This window comes from Nonomuraea marmarensis, from assembly GCF_043197025.1.
Lineage (GTDB): Bacteria > Actinomycetota > Actinomycetes > Streptosporangiales > Streptosporangiaceae > Nonomuraea > Nonomuraea marmarensis.
Map to the genome: position 1 here is coordinate 155,185 of NZ_JBICRM010000009.1, position 16,488 is coordinate 171,672.

Here is a 16,488-nt window from a genome sequence, read left to right on the forward strand (position 1 = left end):
CGCGCCCCCGCCAGAGTGGGCGCGAGCCGTCCCGGTCTTTCAGAGCCGGCTGATGCGCACGGCGTCGGCGATGACGAGGCCCGTGCCCGAGGTCCAGCGGCTCACGCCGACGGCGTTGTAGGTGCCGGCGTTGAGCGAGAAGGTGCCCAGGCTGCGCCAGGCGCCTCCGCCGGCCCGTTGGTCGACGTACACGGTCTGGTTGCCGCTCGACGCCGCCACGATGTACGGCGCCGAGCTGTTGTACCCGGGATCAGCCGGATACCAGACCTCGACCCGGTACGTGCCCGCGCTGGGAATGGCGGCCGAATACCACGCCGGGTCGCTGGCGGCGACGGGGTCGGCGAAGCGGTAGTCGGTGCCGTAGCGCTGGCTGGAGTAGGCGGAGGTGCCCCAGTTCGCGCTGGCGGTGAACTGGCCGGACGTGGTGTTGTCGACGGTCGTCGTCCACGACGGTGGGGTGCCGCCACCGGTCACGTAGTTCATGTACGTGGTCCAGTTCCAGTGCGGGCCCGGGTCGGTGTGGGTCGCGCCGGGCACCTCGTTGTGCCCGATGATGCCGGTCCTGGTCTTGGGGATGCCGTACTTGTCGCAGAGGGCCTTGGTCAGGGCCGCGGAGGCCCGGTACATCGCGTCGGTGAACCACGAGGCGTCGGCGACGAAGCCCTCGTGCTCGATGCCGATCGAGCGGTTGTTGTAGGTCGAGTTCCCGGCGTGCCAGGCGACGTCCTTGTCCCGGACCATCTGGGTGATGGCGCCGTTGGAGGACTTGACCACGTAGTGCGCGGAGACCTGCGCGCTGGGGTTCTGGAACCAGGAGATGGTGCCCGCGTACGAGCCCTGGGTGACGTGGATGACCACCCGGTCGATGTTGTAGCTCGTCTCGCGGCTGGAGACCCGGTAGTTGCTGGTGCTGGCGGGCACCCAGGCGGCCGGCGGGTAGTCGGGGCTGGCCACCTCGGCCTGCGCGTTCAGGTCGCGGGCCTTGGCGTACTCGCCGCGGTCGGCGGTGACCTCCTGCGGCTTGACCTGCACGCCCCGGATGTCGATGCCGAGTCCGAGCTGCTCGTACACGGCGTCGGCGTAGAGGCGGGCCACCTCCGGCGAGGAGGCGTTGCCGTACGTGGCCACGGCCTGGTACCAGCGGCCGGCGTCCTTCCTGGCCGCCTCGTCGAGGCCGAGCTTGTCGGCGAGGGAACGCAGGACGGCCGCGCCGCCGAGGATGTTGGCCTCGTCGTCGGCCTTCAGCTTCTCGACGGGGAGCTTGGTGAGCTCCGCGGCCTTCTCCAGCGAGTGGTTGGTGGGGTTGCTGACCAGGTGCATCACGCCGTAGCCGCCGCTGGCGCTGGGCTCGCCGTGGTGGCCGTCGAGGTGGGTCTCGGCGTAGGCGAGCGCGACGAGCAGGTCGCGGGGTACGTCGTGGCCGGCCGCCGCCTTGGCGAACGCGGCGGGCAGCGGAGCCTCCTTGGCCACTGCCAGGGCGGGCTGGCCTGCGGCGATGAGGAGGATGGCGAGGATCGAGGTGGCGAGGGCGGCTAATCGCGTGCGGGCGAGAGTCATGGGGTGCTCCTCGTTGGTTGCCACGGGTGCACCGTAGGTGCGGAACCGTAACCTGCGGTGCGCCGCTGGACGCGGCCCACCGTATTGCACCTCCTGACTAATGTCGATAATTGACATTACTCGCGTGTTAGGTGAAACTTTCCGCCCCTGGTGTGACCCGTCCGAGATTTGGGCCCACCGAAGTTGTGAAAACTATTGCGCTTTGATCTGATCGCACTGAAACTTCCTTTCGTGACCGCGCTCCTGCGTACCGTCCTGGCGGCGCTCACCGCCGCACTCGTCAGCATCGTGGCCCCCACCTCATCCGCCGCCGCCGCGGCCTGCGCGATCGATCCCGCGACCCCCAAGCGCCAGCTCAGGGCCATGTGGATCTCCTCGGTCGCGAACATCGACTGGCCCAGCCGCACCGGACTGAGCGTGTCGGCGCAGCAGGCCGAGTTCCGCGCCTGGCTGGACCTGGCCGTGCAGAAACGTATGAACGCCGTGGTCGTACAGGTCAGGCCGACGGCCGACGCGTTCTGGCCCTCGCCGTACGAGCCGTGGTCGCAGTGGCTGACCGGCACCCAGGGCGGCAATCCGGGGTACGACCCGCTGGCGTTCATGGTCAACGAGGCCCACGCCCGGAACCTGGAGTTCCACGCCTGGTTCAACCCGTACCGGATCGCCAACCACGACGACCCCAGCAGGCTGGTCTCCACGCACCCCGCGCGGCAGCACCCCGACTGGCGGTTCGCCTACGGCGGGAAGCTCTACTACAACCCGGGCATCCCGGCGGTACGCGACTTCATCGAGGACGCGATCATGGACGCCGTCTCCCGCTACGACGTGGACGGCGTGCACTTGGACGACTACTTCTACCCCTATCCGGTGAGCGGCGAGAGCATCCCGGACTCGGCCGCGTACGCCCAGTACGGCGGCTCGTTCGGCAACGTCGCCGACTGGCGGCGCGACAACGTCAACCTCCTTGTACGGGAGCTCGACCAGCGCATCCACACCGCCAAGCCGCACGTGTCGTTCGGCATCAGCCCGTTCGGCATCTGGCGCAACGCCGGCACCGACCCGCTCGGCTCACGCACCTCGGGGCTGCAGTCGTACGACGCCATCTACGCCGACACCAGGCAGTGGGTGAAGCAGGGCTGGGTGGACTATCTCGCGCCGCAGATCTACTGGCACATCGGCTTCACCACGGCCGCCTACGAGGTGCTCACCGCCTGGTGGTCCGACGTGGTACGGGGCACCGGCGTGCAACTCGTCGTCGGCCAGGCCGCCTACCGCGCGGGCGCCTCTGGCCAGGACGCGGCCTGGCAGGACCCGGCCGAGCTGAGCGACCACCTGACCGACAACCGGCGGCATCCCGAGGTGGTCGGCGACGTGTTCTTCAGCGCCAAGGACGTCAAGGCCGACCGGATCGGGGCGATCACCAGGCTGGTGAACGCCCACTACACCAAGCCCGCCCTCCTTCCTGCCCGCGGCACCGGCGGCGCGCCCGTCGCGCCCTCGATCACCTCGGCCACCCGCGTCTCGAACGGCGTCCAGCTCGCGTGGACGGGCTCGGGCACGTCGTACGCGGTCTACCGGGTCGACGGCTCGCAGTCGGCGTCCGATCCGTGCTTCTTCGCCGACGCCCGCAACCTGGTCAAGACGACCAGGCAGCCGAGTTTCACGGACACGACCGCCACCGGGACGTACACGTACTACGTGACCGCCCTCAACCGGACGCACCAGGAGAGCGCGCCGAGCGCGGGCAAGGTCGTGGGGTCGTCGGGCGGCACGTTCAGCGTCGTGATCGACAACTCCGACCCCGGCTTCACCGCCAGCGCGAACTGGGGCAGCTCCACCTTCTCCGGGCAACTGCACGGCGCCGACTACCGCTTCGCCGACCCGGTCTCGGCCAGCGACCCGGCCTGGTACCGGGCCGCCGTCCCGAGTGCGGGGAATTACCGGGTGGAGGTGTGGTATCCGGCCAACTCCGGCTACAACAGCGCGACGCCGTACATCGTGGCCGCGTCGGGCGGGAACCAGACGGTCACCGTGGACCAGCGGTCGGGCGGGGGGCAGTGGCGGGTGCTCGGGACGTACTCGCTGGCGGCCGGGACGTACAACGTGGTCGGGGTGAGCCGCTGGACGTCCACGACCGGTTACCTCATCGCCGACGCCGTTCGCCTCACCAAGGTCTGAGACTCTGGGCACCTTCGGCACGTGATCGTACGATGAGCCGATGGACGGTGTCCGTCCGCGGCCGATCGACGCGGTCGCGGTCCTGGTCGCGGCAGGCTTGACGCTGGCGATCGGATATTTCCCGGCTCCCGTCCTCGCGCTCCTGCTGGCGGCGGCGTTGCCGGTGCTCTGGATGCGCCGCGCGCCGCTCACCGTCGCCTGGGTCAGCGCGGGCACGGCGATCGCCCTGCCGGTGTTGTCGGTGCTCGCCCCGTCCGCCCTGCCCCCGCTGGGCGAGGTGCTGATCTGGCCGCCCACCGGGCCGTTCGCCGCCTATGGCGCGATGGCGTTCGCGGTCGACCGGCATCGGGGCATGACGCAGTGGTTGCCGGTGCTCACCCTCGCCCTGGCCGTGCTGGCTCTCACCGACCGCCTGCCCCTGGTCTTCCGCGCCGAGGTGGCGATCGCGCTCGCCGCTCTGTACGGCATGTACGTGGCCGTCAGGGAACGCTTGCGACGGGAGCTGGCGGAGCGGGCCGAGCGGGTGGAACGCGAGCGGCTGGCGGGCGAGCTGCACGACGTGGTCACCCACCGGGTGAGCCGGATGGTGTTGCAGGCCGGCGTCCTGGCCATGGCGTCGGGCGACGAGCGCGCCAGGGCGGCGGCCGAGGAGCTGCGCGCGACGGGGGGCGAGGCGCTGGAGGAGTTGCGTCACATGGTGGCGCTGCTCCGGCGTAGCGCGGGGGAGGGCTTCGACCTGGGGTTGCCGCTGCCCGACCTGCGGCCCCTGGTCGCGGAGTCGGCGTCGGCGGGTGTGCCGGTGGAGCTCGTAGTTGCCGGCCCGCCGGTGCCCGTGCCGGGGGCTGTGGGGCGTACCGCGTACCTGGTGGTGCAGGAGGCGCTCACGAACGTCCGCAAGCACGCGCCCGGCGCGGACGTGCGGGTGCAGGTCCGCTATCTTCCAGGCTCCGTACGGCTCAGCGTCCGCAACACCCCCGGCCTGCCGGACACCTGGGTCACCGTCACCGGCCCCGGGATGGGCCTGCTCGACCTGCGGCGGCGGGTGGAGCTGGCCGGCGGCACCCTGGAGACCGGTGAGGACAAGGACGGCGGCTTCCGCGTCGAGGCCACCCTGCCCACGTCACCGCCCTGACTCGGCCGGATCGAGAAGGCGGCGGCTGGGAACGGCCCCTCGATGAACGGTGCTCAGCGCGCCGCCCGTGGCGCCGACGACCTCGGCGTGGTGTGTCCCCGAACAGGCCGAGCAGGCCCGCCGGCTCGACGACAGCACTCCCGGCCAGGGCTGGACGTGCTTTGGCGACGCGGGCGTCGGTGACGCGTCGTGGGTGGCGCACTGGGCCCCCGGCACCAACGAGACGCTCCTCGACCCCAAGTACGGCTACGCGCTGCCGCCGGGCAGCGGGTACGTCGATGTTCCCTATGGGTAACGAGCATCCAGGTCGGACGCCCCTTGCTTGATCCGGTGCGTATTCGTACGGTTACGCTGAGTGTCCTTGTTGGAGCTGGAGGTTATTTTGGGTAAGCACGAGGGCGAGAAGCAGGGCGACAAGCCCTTCAAGCCCGAGCCACAAGGCCCGGACAAGACTCAAGGCGGAGACGGCAAGCACGGCAGCGGCAACAGCGACGGCAAAGGCAAGAAGTGACGGACATCCCCGAGCGGACCGAGGCGCTGATCGGCCAGGTCAGCGCCCTCGTCCCGGACGCTGCGTGGGTCTACGACGCCATCCGTGCCGTGCCCCGCCATCAGTACATCCCGCACATAGGCCAGGCATGGGCGCCGGATGGGGACATCCGCGTCATCGACCACGACGCCGATCCCGATGACTGGTGGAACGGCGTCTACTCCGACACCAGCATCGTCACCCAACTCGACGACGGTGCCACCGACATCGCCACGGGCTCGGGTGACTGCACGTCTTCGGCATCGGCGCCCAGCACGGTCGCCAACCTGCTGAAGCTGCTGGATCCTGAACCTGGCCACCGCGTGCTGGAGATCGGTACCGGAACCGGCTGGACCGCAGCGCTGCTGTCCCATCTCGTCGGCGAGGACAACGTCACCTCGATCGAGGTGGACAAGGCCGTCGGCGAGCAGGCCGCCAAGAACCTCGCCGCCGCCGGGGTCCAGCCCTACCTTGTCGTGGGCGACGGTGCGCACGGGTGCCCGTCGCGCGCCCCATTCGATCGGGTTCACGTGACCTGCGGCATCCAGACCGTCCCGTCCACATGGGTCGAGCAGTCCCGGCCCGGCGCCGTGATGGTGCTGCCGTACCGTCCCGGCTTCGGTACCGGCCACGCGCTGCGACTCATCGTCATGCCCGACGGCACAGCGCACGGCCGCTTCCCCGGCTTCGCCGACTACATGATGATGCGCTCCCAGCGCAGAGCCCCAGGTCAGTCTGCGCGCAGGTCCGAAGACAAGCACTACCTGACCACGGACATCGACCCTCGCACGATCGCCTACGCCCCACCCGGGGCGGACCTCGCCATCGCGGCGCTGACCGGCTTGGCCTCCCACGGCAGCGCCGAGCCCGACGAAGACGGAGAGCTATATCGACTGTGGCTGTCTGATCCTGGCAACCCGTACTCCTGGGCGGTGGTGGACTGGCGGCCGGATGCCGAGGAGTACGAGATCTACCAGGTGGGCGCCCGGCCGCTGTGGGATGAGGTCGTGGATGCCTACTTCCGGTGGGTGAGCTGGGGCGAGCCCGGCCGCGACCGGTTCGGCATGTCGGTTACGCCCGATGGGCAGCGGATTTGGCTGGATTCCGCGGACCGGATTGTCGAGTAGACACCGTCAGTGGACGGCGGCAGGTCCGTCGATCGGACGAGGCAATGGCCTGAACGCTGGAATGTGTCGGGCTCAGGCGCGCCTGGGTCAGTTTTCCAGGTCACGGGCGGCGCGCAGCCAGGTGGTGAACAGTTCGCAGATGCAACTGTCTGGCCCGTCCCATGCGTTCTGTGGGTTGAGGAGGAGTAGACGATAAGGGCTGTGGTCACGAGAGGAATAGCGGGGGTCACCTGTGAACAGGATCACCACTTTCCTCCTGTGATATAGGTGAATGACATGACATATCTGTTGCGAGCCTCCGCAACGATATCCGCTGGAAGCAGAGGTGGAGATGATCGTCCACTCCATCCGATTTTCATCAGCCAATCACGGACGAACTGCCTGTCCAGCGCGAATTGAATGACCCCCGGCTGCCAATTATTTCGGAGCCAAAATCTGGATGAGTCGGAGGTGAGCACCTCATCGCCAAGCATGATCCCTCCGTCAGACGTCCAGCCGAATTCGACCTTGGTGTCCGCCAGGATTATGCCTCGCTCGGCGAGATATGTTGCACCCCTGCGATATATCTCCAGCGTAATCCTGCGGATCTCACATGCCGTTTCGATGCCGCACTCGTTGACGAGAGCGTTGAAGTCACAGGGGACATCGCGCTCGCCGGGCTCTCCCTTTCTGGCCAGCGTGAAGATCGGAGCGGGTAGCTTCGACCCCCTAACGAGCCCTGGTGGCAGATCAATGCCTGACACGCGCCCGGTCAGTTCGTATTCCTCTAGTCCAGAACCTGCCAAATAGCCTCGTGCGATGAATTCCATCGGCACCATTTTGAGCAGCCGGCATCGGATCGCGCGGCCAGAGAAACCCGCAGGCAGGTTCGCAGTCGAGATAATATGATTGGGTATGATGTCAGCGAGGCGCTCGAACCACCATAGAGTAAGTGATGTCAGAATCCGACCCTTATCGGGAATCGGTGTGGGCAATGTGATCCCATGGACCGCCACCCGATCCGAGGCGAAGAGAATAAGGTCGCCCTGGTCGATATAGAGATCACGAACTGAACCTGATCGAAGGAACTCCACGGTCACCCCTGAAAGAGGTCGCGCATCCCGGCGAAATCTCCTTGCGTCGGAATTTGGCGATCGTGTGGTAGTGATCTATTCGAAAGGTGCTCATCGCGTCGACTGTGCGCTCGAGGGATGCGTAGCCCGTGTCGAACTCCTCTTTGCTCAGTAGCGCCAAGGTTGAATTGTGCTTACTCCGGATGGCGTGCAGGATATCCGCGACAGGGAGGACCTGCGACGAGTGGATGGGCTCCAGGCAGAGCAGATCGAACCCGACTGCCCGTGCCGTCTCGACAAGGTTCTCGATGGTGGGATATCTCGATAAGTTGATCTCGAGTCCTGACGGGAAGAACTTCACGAATGTTCGCCGTCGCAAGTCACGATGCGAGGAAGTTTTCACCATGAGAACACCGCCCGGCCTGAGCACGCGCCGGCTTTCTGCCAGAAGAGAGTAGCGATCTTCCGGCGCCACTTGGTGGATCAGTAGGATCATCATGCAGGCAGCGATGGATTGCGAGCGAAGCGGCAGCCTTTCGCCGTAAGCGCAGATCTTCGGAAGGGAACGTGGCGCCTACTTGAGCACACCGAACCGCCGGTCCAAGGCCAGGACATTTAGGCCGAGCTCACGGAGCGCTGCAGCGTACCGGGCCGTCCCGCTCCCGATATCGAGAACGATGTCGTCAGGTAGGAGGTGGCTCCGCACCCGCGAAACAGTGAGGTGGATTTCCTCTTCGCGGTCGAGCCGGACCGAGTCATATAAGGGGGCGACCTCGTCGTAGTAACCATCCAAAGTCATTCGGATGTCCTCATCGCGGTTCACGAGATGCTCAGTGGGAACTCTTCCTTGAGCAGGCGGTCTGCCATGATGCATGCGGTGAGATAGTACTGCTGGATGCGTGGCAGAAAGTCCAGCTTTTCGACCGTTCTCTTCATAGGAACCCATGTCGCGGTCGCTGAGTCGTATCTGATGCCGTGCGCCGTAGCGCTTGCGGCCTTGTCGCTGAAGAGTGCTATGCCCGCGTCCAGGGGTAGCCAGAGCAGACCCGTGACTTCTTCTACTTGCGGTGCGTACTCGGCCAGGGGTAGATCCACCTGGGCAATGAAGACCGCCTGGTATTCTCGGTTGCGCTGCCCGTTCTCCTGGTCCGCGACCTCGACGCGATAGCCGAGTCCGTGCAGGGAGTCCGGTGGGAGGTCTATGCCCAGCTCCTCCGACACTTCCCTTATGCCGTCGGCGACGCGTTCACCTGCCTCAAGATGTCCTGCGGCGGTCACATCCAGAAGGTCCGGGAAGTTCGCCATGTTCTTTGATCTCAGCTGGAAGAGGATCTTCCCGCCGTCGATCGCGGTCACCACCCAACAGTGGAAGGTCACATGCCATTTCCCCTCCATGTGGGCCTGAAGCCGTTCCATGGTACCGAGGTGACGTAGGTTCGCATCATAGATGTCGATGTGCTCGTCCACTATTCAGCTCCGGTGATTGTCGCGATCCCTTGCTCCGTTATCCATGCGGACTGTGCAAGTGCTTGATCGCGCAGAATTCGTGCTTCCCGCGCTTCCGGCTCTGCCCGCTTTGCTTCCAGCAATCGGACTATTAGGAATAGCGTCTTGGTGTGTCGTGCGGTGTCCTTAATCGCCTGGAAATCTCTGGCTGCTAACTTTGCACAGCTCAGCGCTTCGTCCAGATTCCTGCTGGCCACGGAGTCGCCCTCACGGATGAAACCTTCCTTATGCACGCCCAATCGCATCGCGATCGCCAAAGCTCTCGCATGGTGGAGTTGGGCGAACTCACGAATCGCGCTCGGCGACTTCGGCAGAACCTGTAGAACATTTTGCGCCTCGGCAAGAAGCCGGGAGGAGTGCGCTTCGTCAGCGTACCCAATTAACGCCTTGTGCCGCAGGGCTTTTGCCTGGCAGGTGGCCAGGCTGAGGGATTCCGAGTCGGAGGGCGAGGCTGCCTCGCCCACCACTTCAATAGCGCGTTCGATATTCTTGAGTGCCGTGGCCTTGTCTCGGAGAATGTAATATGCCCAACCTAGGTCATCGGTCAGAATCCACGCTTTCGCGGCATCATCTTGCAAGACCGTGGCCGCACTCAGAGCCAGTTCGCCGAGTCGAATCCGCATCTGGTGGAATCCGAGAATATGCAGCGTTTCGGAAATATTGTTACGCAAGTGCACGAGAGCCGCGTAACGCTGCGGTTGGTACAGTCGCTCAGCGTAACTGATGACGGCTGTGGCCAGATCGCCGGCTATCGGATCCTCTCGCGCTTCAGCGCCTCGGCGGAACCACAGGTGTCCGACCGCAGTGCTGAGCAGCACGATCACTGAGAAACTGGAAGGGACCAGCCAGCGGGAGATCTCTGGAGCAACTCCGCGATCTATCCACGCCTGGACCACTTGAAAGACGAAGGCCGCGCATGCGAAAGATCCGCTCCAAACCCCGGTTGCTATCAGTCTGAGGCGCGAGTCATTGGTCTGTCTGGGACCCCGTCTCAATTTAGGTGCCATGGTGTCTGTGCACCTTTACTGCGCCGCCAGCCCGACTACACCGCTTCCGGGTGTCGCCAGTTTATCGTCTTTGCTGGTCGCGCAGAAGTATTTAATATGTGGAGATTAGGGTTGCTGGAATATGGTTTTTTGCGTGACCTTAGCCGACAATGCGTCGGTTTTGTTTCGTTCCAAGTCGGGTGCGGGTCTTGAGCGCAGTGCTACGTCCGTGCCCCAGCGTGACACCAGGGCCTTTGTGTGACGCTAGAAGTCGAATTCGCCGAGTTTGGCGCCGCCCACGAAGGCGCGGAAGACGCTGCCCCGGAGGATCATCGGCTCAACGTCGGGCTGCTCGGAATCCTGGATCACGTATCGGTCGTCGCTCAGCTTGGCTGCGAAGAGGCAGTCTCCTCCGTTCGGGCCGGAGAGAGTGGACTTCGTCCACCGTGCGGCCTCCAACTCGGCGCGCAGCTCGTCACTGATCTTCATACTTTGCTGCCACCTCATGTATTAGTCGCTGGCTCACGTGTACGGGATGCGCCCATTTGTGAATGGCGTCATATCTGAGCGTAACGCGCCGTACCATCTCCTCGCGATGCCCGCTACGGCGGCGTCTTCGAGGTAGACGTGGTCCGGTATGCCGTAGCCCTGGACAAGCGCGAAGCTGACGTGACCGCGTCCGTCGCAGACCTGTCGGCGGAGCTGCCCAGGAAGCCGGAAAGCCGCGTACGCGCTCCGCCATCGGTGGCGCGCACCTCGAAGCCCTCGAAGGTGCCGCAACTGCAGAAACTGCCGGCGCGGTACGTGGTCTGGGGCGACGGGACCAGCGACGAGATGTGCCTGGGCATCGCCATCCTGTCGGCCGCCAGCGGGACGTCCGGCCCGTTCAGGCAGTCGCAGCGTCTTGTCCGATCCGATGTGTAGTCGTACGGTTACGGTGAGCGTCTAGGTGGAGCAAAGGAGATCGTTCGTGGGCCGTCATGAAGACCCCAACAGCCCCAAGGACACGCCGCTCGACCCAAAGCAGGGAGGCCAGGGCAGCAACGACGACGAGAACAGGACAGGCTCCGGCCAGCACGGAGACGGCAAGGACGGCAAGAAGTAGTGGACATCACCGCGCGAATGGATCGCCTGATCGCCGACCTCGACCCTGTAGGAGACATCAGGGACGTTGTCAAGCAGGCGGTCCGCGCGGTGCCCCGCCACCTTTTCATTCCTGACGTCGGGCTCATATCGCCGCGCAAGACCGGCACCGCGTTCCTGATCGACCGTGACGCCGACCCCGGCGCCTGGTGGGACACGGTCTACTCCGACACCAGCATCGTCACCCAGCTCGACGACGGCGCCACCGACCTGAGCGAGATGACCGGTGAATACACCTCCTCGGCGTCCGCTCCGAGCACTGTCGCCGACCTGCTGAACCTGCTGGATCCCGACCCTGGTCACCGGGTGCTGGAGGTCGGCACCGGAACCGGCTGGACCGCCGCTCTGTTGTCCCGTCTGGTCGGCGAGCACGGTGAGGTCACCTCGGTAGAACTGGACGCGACCGTCGCCGAGCAGGCCGCCAAGAATCTCGCCGCCGTCGGCGCCCGCCCGCACCTGGTCGTCGGTGACGGTGCGGCCGCGTGCCCGCAGCGGGCGCCGTTCGACCGGATCCATGTCACCTGTGGCGTAAGGACGGTGCCGTATGCGTGGGTCGAGCAGTCCCGGCCCGGCGCGGTGATCGTGTTGCCGTACTGTCCCGGGTTCGGCACCAACCACGCGGTGCGGCTCGTGGTCATGCCGGACGGGACCGCGGTCGGCCGCTTCCCCGGCTTCGCCTCGTACATGATGATGCGCTCGCAGCGCGGCACTCCCGACCGCCCGCCGCGTGGTCCCGGCGACAAGCATCACCTGACCACCCGTATCGACCCGCGTACGATCGCCTACGCCCCGGCGGGCGCGGACCTGGCGATCTCTGCTCTGACCGGCCTGACCTCCAACGGCAGCGGCGAACCTGACGAGGACGGCGACCTGTATCGGTTGTGGGTGTCCGACCCCGGCGACCCGTACTCGTGGGCGGCGGTGGACTGGAGGCCGGACACTGTGGAGTACAAGCTGTTTCAGGTGGGCGAACGGCCGCTGTGGGACGAGGTCGTGGATGCCTACTTCCAGTGGGTGAGCTGGGGCGAGCCCGAACGCGATCGGTTCGGCATGACAGTTGCGTCCGAAGGGCAGCGGATTTGGCTGGATTTCCCCGAACGGATTGTGAAATAGGCCGTTAGCGGACGGCGGTGGGTCCGTGGAGTTCCCACCGGATGAGTGCGGCCTCGCGCCGAAGTTCCCGTGCTCAGCAAGCGATCATTTCCTCGTCGAGGGTGCGATCACCGGCAGAACTATTGGGATCGATGGCAGTGGGCAGGTGCTCGTCATGTCCGTCGTCGCCTGGCCGCAGGGACACGACGCTGCCCCCGACGTGACGCCAGGGGCTTTTGTGTGTCGCTAGAAGTCGAATTCGCCGAGTTTGGCGCCGCCTACGAAGGCGCGGAAGACGCTGCCCCGGAGGATCATCGGCTCGACGTCGGGTTGTTCGGAGTCTCGGATCGCGTATCGGTCGCCGCTCAGCTTGGCTGCGTAAAGACAGTTGCCTCCGCCGGAGCTGGAGAGTGTGGATTTCTTCCACTGTGCGGCCTCCAGTTCGGTGCGCAGCTCGTCACTGATCTTCATATGTCGCCGCCACCTCACGTAGTAGTCGCTGGCTCACGTGTACGGGATGTGCCCATTTGTGAATCGCGTCATATCTGAGCCTAACGCGCCGCACCATCTCCTCGCGAGCGCTGACAGTGCCCGCCACGGCGGCGTCTTCGAGGTAGACGTGGTCCCGCATGCCTTCGCCTTGGGCGATGGCGAAGCCTCCGACCAGGCCCGCCGTAGCTCCTACATCCAGCGGCACGACCTGGATCGAGATGTTCGGCTGCTCGGCCATCTTCAGCAAGTGCTCCAACTGCTCCCGGATCACCTCCTTTCCGCCGACGGGCCGAAGGAGAACGGACTCGTCGATCAGCACCCAATACATGAGCGGATCCTTGCGCTGGAACACGGACTGCCGCTGTATCCGTGTTGCGAGGGCCTCCTCTCTCCACTGCTCGGTGACCCCAGGCTCGGCGGCGAAGAGGACCTGCGCGTAGCGAGGTGTCTGGAGGAGGCCTGGGACTACGAGGGGCTCCCACGTGCGTATCGTGTCCGCTTTCGTCTCCACCCCCGGCCATTCGCTGAACCACTTTTCCGTGGCCATGACCGTTGTGTTGGGGAGGAGCCGATAGAGGTCTCCCTTCAGCCCCAGAGCGGCTTCGGCCGCGAGGGTGAACTTCTTGGTCGGCCGACGCTTACCGCGCTCGATCAGCCCTACCAAGCTCTCACTGCAGGAGAGCACTTCTCCTAAGGCAGCTTGGGAGAGGTGGGCGGCGTCCCGTGCCCTCTTCAACATCGCTCCGTATTCCTCGGTCGGGGACTCTGGTTGCTCGTTCACCGTCATGCCACGCCCTTTCGAAAGCATCCGCACAAACCACGTGCTTGGGTCTGTCTGGATACGGACAGTTGCGTGCTGATTACAAGTTAGCCGGGAGGCGGCACTCTTGTAAGTGTTTCTGGAAAGCAGGCAGGGCATCCGGACGCACGCTCACATTCCTGTCCGGATCAGATGGCGGCATATCTAGACAAGTCGGTGATTTTATGCGGGCGGGAATCGCATCAGCGGACGTAGTCATATGGAGAAGTACCACGCTGCACCGGAGCGAACGGACACCATGGCACGCCCGGCAGGCCACCGGGCTATGGCTGGCCGACAGCCACCCGAACGTCCGGGCGGACGCGCTCCAGATCGTCACCGAACTGGTGGCCAACGTCATCCAGCATGTGCCGGGTGGTCCGCGGCGCGACTGGGTCACCGTGCGACTGGGCTTCGGCCTCGGATTCGTGCGGCTGGAAGTGATCGACCCGGGCACCCAGACGCCAGAACCTCGCTTCGTCCCTCTCCAGATTGGGTCCATGGAGGAGTCAGGCCGTGGCCTCGGCATCGTGGCTCGGCTGAGTGTCCGATGCGGCACTCACGCCATTGAGGGCGGTCACCGCGTCGTGTGGGCCGACCTGGCGAACTCCGCGCTCGCGATCGGTGACGCAGCGAGGGCGTGATCGCCCGCGTCTACCATGCCCCGGTTGGCTCACCCGCCGTAATCGCCAACCGGGGCATCCCCCACCCGCGCGTGTATGGGACTCGCGGCTGCGGGTGGGATGGCCCCTGGCTGGAGATCGGGACCCCTCCAGCCAGGGGCGCCACGGCATTACCTGCGAAAGGACGGTGATGATGGTGACGGTGGCCAGGAGGTTCCCGGGCTGGGAGATCATGGAGGGCGCCGGGGGCGGCTATATCGCGTTCCGTACCGCCTTGGTGCCCGAGGGCAGTGGATTTTCCAACGTACGCTGCGGCGCGACCCTGCCCGAACTGTTCAAGAATCTGGAGCAGGAAATGCGCGGCCCAAAACGACAGGCTCCGGCAAGTGCGGCATAAATCCGCGATATAGCCTTACGTGCCATATATCACCGACAGGAACCGCACCAGCACCGCCTCCCTGCTGGCCGCCGGCAGCGCGTCCAGCACGGCGTTGACCACGGCCATCTGCGGTTGCCCGGCCCCCGGCCGTAAATCCACCCCGACCGAGGAGGCCAGTTCGGCGAAGGTCGTGTCGTCGAGTGCCTCCAGGTCCAGCCCCGCCACCAACTCCACCAGCCCCTCCGGCAGTACGACCGGACCCCGTGCCCTCGCGGACTCGGCCGACTCCGCGATCACCTTCAGCATGGTCTCCACCCCTGCCAGCGTCACCCCGGTGACCGTGATGTGCAGGTTGGCGGGGATGCCCGCGTAGGAGAGTTGCGGCTGCAGGAACCAGCCCCGCGCCCGGGCCTCGTCCGCCAGCACGAACACGTCGATCCCGTCCCCGGCGAACGCCACCAGCGACGACGCAGGATCGCCGAGCACCTGCAGTCCGGGGATCGCCCCGATGCCCTCGCGTAGCCGGGTGGTCGCCTCCAGGGTGGCCCGGCCCAGCTCCAGGTAGCCCTGCCTGCCCAGTGCCTGCAACGTGGCCCAGGCGCCGCCGAGCGGTCCCGCCGACCGGGAGCTCTGCACGGTCGCGTTGATGATCGTGTAACCGGGCCAGGCCGCCGAGGCGAAGTACGCCTTGCGCCGCATCGCGGGATCGGCGAACAGCACGACCGAGGCGCCCTTGGGGGCGTACCCGAACTTGTGCAGGTCGCAGGAGATCGACGTGACCCCGGGCACGGACAGGTCGAACGGCGGGATCTCCGAACCCGCCGCACGCAGCCAGGGCAGCAGCCATCCGCCAACGCACGCGTCCACGTGGCACGGCACGCCCGCCGCCGAAGCCACGGCCGCGACGTTCTCGATCGGATCGATCACGCCCTGGGGATAGGACGGCGCCGAGGCCACGACCAGGATGGAGTCCTCGTTGATCGCCGCCTCGACGTCCCGCGCCCGCACCTTGTACGTCGCCAGATCCACGGGCACGGAGACGACCTCGACCCCGAGGAAGTGCGCGGCCTTGTGAAAGGCCGGGTGGGCGGTGACCGGGACCACGAGGTTCGGGCGGGCACGAGAGCACATGTCCCTGGCCGCCTTCACCGCCAGCATGATCGACTCGGTGCCGCCGCTGGTGAAGATGCCGTGGCCGCCGCCGAGCTGGTCCGCGACCGCGCCCACGACCTGCCGCTCCATCTCGACCACGCTCGGGAACGCCGTCGGGTCGAGGCAGTTGACCTCCAGCATCTCGAAATACGCGCGGGAAGCCGCCTCGTGCACGTCGGCCCGCCCGGTGTCGTAGACGTACGCGGTCACCTGGCCGCCGCGCACCGGTAAGTCGTGCTCCTTGAGCTTGGCCACCTCGGCCAGCAGGTCTTCGGTGGTCCTTCCGGTCGGGGGGAGGTTCACGAGGTCTCCTTAGTCCGGCGCCCAGTATTTCTCCATGATTCTGTCAAGGTGCCGCACGACCGGCTGCCAGCTGCCGGGGAGCGTGTAGCGGCTGGCGCGGTGCTTGTTGTAAACGAGCGTGTACTTGATGAAGTCCGCCCCCTGCGGGCGCGTTTCCGAGCGGCCGATCTTCAGGTTCTTGAGATAGCCGTGGAGCTTGCGTTCCTCCTTGCCGGTGAGGCATTTGTCCACGGTCGGCCCGGTGCGACGGCTGAGCCTGACGCAGCCGTTGCCGTAGACGATCACGTGGTCGTTCAGCCCCGTGAACCCGCCTTGCTTGCGGAAATCGACCAGGATCCGCTTCCCCAGGACCGCCTCAGCCTGCGCTGGCGCCATGGATGTGGTCAGGGCCAGGACGAGCAGCGGCAGGAGCACGAGTCGCCATATCTTCATACTCCT

21 protein-coding genes are annotated in these 16,488 nt (G+C 65.9%); 10 read left to right on the top strand and 11 right to left on the bottom strand.

What is annotated here, in order from left to right; all coding sequences use genetic code 11:
• Positions 1-39: 39 nt before the first annotated feature.
• Positions 40-1,581, bottom strand: coding sequence for a golvesin C-terminal-like domain-containing protein (locus tag ACFLIM_RS17375; protein ID WP_393166498.1), 1,542 nt, complete (start codon positions 1,579-1,581; stop codon positions 40-42).
• A 207-nt stretch (positions 1,582-1,788) separates the two neighbouring features.
• Between ACFLIM_RS17375 and ACFLIM_RS17380 the strand changes: the two genes are divergently transcribed.
• The 5 genes from ACFLIM_RS17380 (at position 1,789) to ACFLIM_RS17400 (ending at position 6,523) form a co-directional block, all read left to right on the top strand.
• Entirely contained in the window at positions 1,789-3,735 is a 1,947-nt protein-coding gene (locus tag ACFLIM_RS17380; RefSeq protein WP_393166500.1) for a family 10 glycosylhydrolase, read from the top strand.
• Between the two features lie 40 nt (positions 3,736-3,775).
• Entirely contained in the window at positions 3,776-4,867 is a 1,092-nt protein-coding gene (locus ACFLIM_RS17385; RefSeq protein ID WP_393166502.1) for a sensor histidine kinase, read from the top strand.
• Between the two features lie 67 nt (positions 4,868-4,934).
• A complete protein-coding gene (locus tag ACFLIM_RS17390; RefSeq protein WP_393166504.1) occupies positions 4,935-5,162 on the top strand; it encodes a hypothetical protein in 228 nt (75 codons plus the stop codon).
• 66 nt (positions 5,163-5,228) lie between these two features.
• Positions 5,229-5,378, top strand: coding sequence for a hypothetical protein (locus tag ACFLIM_RS17395; protein WP_393166506.1), 150 nt, complete (start codon positions 5,229-5,231; stop codon positions 5,376-5,378).
• A complete protein-coding gene (locus ACFLIM_RS17400; protein WP_393166508.1) occupies positions 5,375-6,523 on the top strand; it encodes a methyltransferase domain-containing protein in 1,149 nt (382 codons plus the stop codon). Before ACFLIM_RS17395 ends, ACFLIM_RS17400 begins: the two co-directional genes overlap by 4 nt.
• Before the next feature lie 242 nt (positions 6,524-6,765).
• On the opposite strand, the gene ACFLIM_RS17405 is transcribed toward ACFLIM_RS17400, so the two are convergent.
• From ACFLIM_RS17405 to ACFLIM_RS17430, 6 genes are all read right to left on the bottom strand, one after another.
• Positions 6,766-7,602: a phosphoribosylaminoimidazolesuccinocarboxamide synthase gene (locus tag ACFLIM_RS17405; RefSeq protein WP_393166510.1), complete on the bottom strand. Its 837-nt coding sequence runs from the start codon at positions 7,600-7,602 to the stop codon at positions 6,766-6,768.
• Entirely contained in the window at positions 7,565-8,128 is a 564-nt protein-coding gene (locus ACFLIM_RS17410; protein WP_393166810.1) for a class I SAM-dependent methyltransferase, read from the bottom strand. Before ACFLIM_RS17410 ends, ACFLIM_RS17405 begins: the two co-directional genes overlap by 38 nt.
• Before the next feature lie 21 nt (positions 8,129-8,149).
• Positions 8,150-8,398, bottom strand: a complete 249-nt coding sequence (locus ACFLIM_RS17415; RefSeq protein ID WP_393166512.1) for a hypothetical protein — start codon at positions 8,396-8,398, stop codon at positions 8,150-8,152.
• On the bottom strand, positions 8,395-9,042 hold the full coding sequence (locus ACFLIM_RS17420) for an NUDIX hydrolase (RefSeq protein WP_393166514.1): 648 nt from the start codon (positions 9,040-9,042) through the stop codon (positions 8,395-8,397). Before ACFLIM_RS17420 ends, ACFLIM_RS17415 begins: the two co-directional genes overlap by 4 nt.
• Positions 9,042-9,905: a hypothetical protein gene (locus ACFLIM_RS17425; protein ID WP_393166516.1), complete on the bottom strand. Its 864-nt coding sequence runs from the start codon at positions 9,903-9,905 to the stop codon at positions 9,042-9,044. The genes ACFLIM_RS17420 and ACFLIM_RS17425 overlap by 1 nt, the downstream gene beginning before the upstream one ends.
• Positions 9,906-10,331: 426 nt before the next feature.
• Complete coding sequence (locus tag ACFLIM_RS17430) at positions 10,332-10,556, bottom strand: DUF397 domain-containing protein (protein WP_393166518.1); 225 nt, start codon at positions 10,554-10,556, stop codon at positions 10,332-10,334.
• A 180-nt stretch (positions 10,557-10,736) separates the two neighbouring features.
• On the opposite strand from ACFLIM_RS17430, the gene ACFLIM_RS17435 reads away from it, so the two are divergent.
• Genes ACFLIM_RS17435 through ACFLIM_RS17445 form a run of 3 tightly spaced genes read left to right on the top strand, consistent with a single transcriptional unit; the run spans position 10,737 to position 12,323 of the window.
• Positions 10,737-10,991: a hypothetical protein gene (locus ACFLIM_RS17435; RefSeq protein ID WP_393166520.1), complete on the top strand. Its 255-nt coding sequence runs from the start codon at positions 10,737-10,739 to the stop codon at positions 10,989-10,991.
• Positions 10,992-11,037: 46 nt separating this feature from the next.
• On the top strand, positions 11,038-11,172 hold the full coding sequence (locus ACFLIM_RS17440; protein ID WP_393166522.1) for a hypothetical protein: 135 nt from the start codon (positions 11,038-11,040) through the stop codon (positions 11,170-11,172).
• 17 nt (positions 11,173-11,189) lie between these two features.
• Positions 11,190-12,323, top strand: coding sequence for a methyltransferase domain-containing protein (locus tag ACFLIM_RS17445; protein ID WP_393166524.1), 1,134 nt, complete (start codon positions 11,190-11,192; stop codon positions 12,321-12,323).
• Positions 12,324-12,548: 225 nt separating this feature from the next.
• Here ACFLIM_RS17445 and ACFLIM_RS17450 read toward each other — a convergent pair whose 3' ends face one another.
• Both ACFLIM_RS17450 and ACFLIM_RS17455 read right to left on the bottom strand, forming a co-directional pair.
• Positions 12,549-12,773 carry a DUF397 domain-containing protein gene (locus ACFLIM_RS17450; protein WP_393166526.1) on the bottom strand — a complete coding sequence of 75 codons (225 nt, stop codon included), beginning with the start codon at positions 12,771-12,773 and terminating at the stop codon, positions 12,549-12,551.
• Positions 12,760-13,581, bottom strand: a complete 822-nt coding sequence (locus ACFLIM_RS17455) for a helix-turn-helix domain-containing protein (RefSeq protein WP_393166528.1) — start codon at positions 13,579-13,581, stop codon at positions 12,760-12,762. Before ACFLIM_RS17455 ends, ACFLIM_RS17450 begins: the two co-directional genes overlap by 14 nt.
• A gap of 197 nt (positions 13,582-13,778) precedes the next feature.
• Between ACFLIM_RS17455 and ACFLIM_RS17460 the strand changes: the two genes are divergently transcribed.
• Together ACFLIM_RS17460 and ACFLIM_RS17465 are read left to right on the top strand one after the other, a co-directional pair.
• Positions 13,779-14,237 carry an ATP-binding protein gene (locus ACFLIM_RS17460; protein ID WP_393166530.1) on the top strand — a complete coding sequence of 153 codons (459 nt, stop codon included), beginning with the start codon at positions 13,779-13,781 and terminating at the stop codon, positions 14,235-14,237.
• Between the two features lie 169 nt (positions 14,238-14,406).
• On the top strand, positions 14,407-14,613 hold the full coding sequence (locus tag ACFLIM_RS17465) for a hypothetical protein (protein WP_393166533.1): 207 nt from the start codon (positions 14,407-14,409) through the stop codon (positions 14,611-14,613).
• 15 nt (positions 14,614-14,628) lie between these two features.
• On the opposite strand, the gene ACFLIM_RS17470 is transcribed toward ACFLIM_RS17465, so the two are convergent.
• Together ACFLIM_RS17470 and ACFLIM_RS17475 are read right to left on the bottom strand one after the other, a co-directional pair.
• Positions 14,629-16,050, bottom strand: coding sequence for a pyridoxal phosphate-dependent decarboxylase family protein (locus ACFLIM_RS17470; RefSeq protein WP_393166535.1), 1,422 nt, complete (start codon positions 16,048-16,050; stop codon positions 14,629-14,631).
• Between the two features lie 9 nt (positions 16,051-16,059).
• Positions 16,060-16,482: a hypothetical protein gene (locus tag ACFLIM_RS17475; RefSeq protein ID WP_393166537.1), complete on the bottom strand. Its 423-nt coding sequence runs from the start codon at positions 16,480-16,482 to the stop codon at positions 16,060-16,062.
• Between the last annotated feature and the right edge of the window lie 6 nt (positions 16,483-16,488).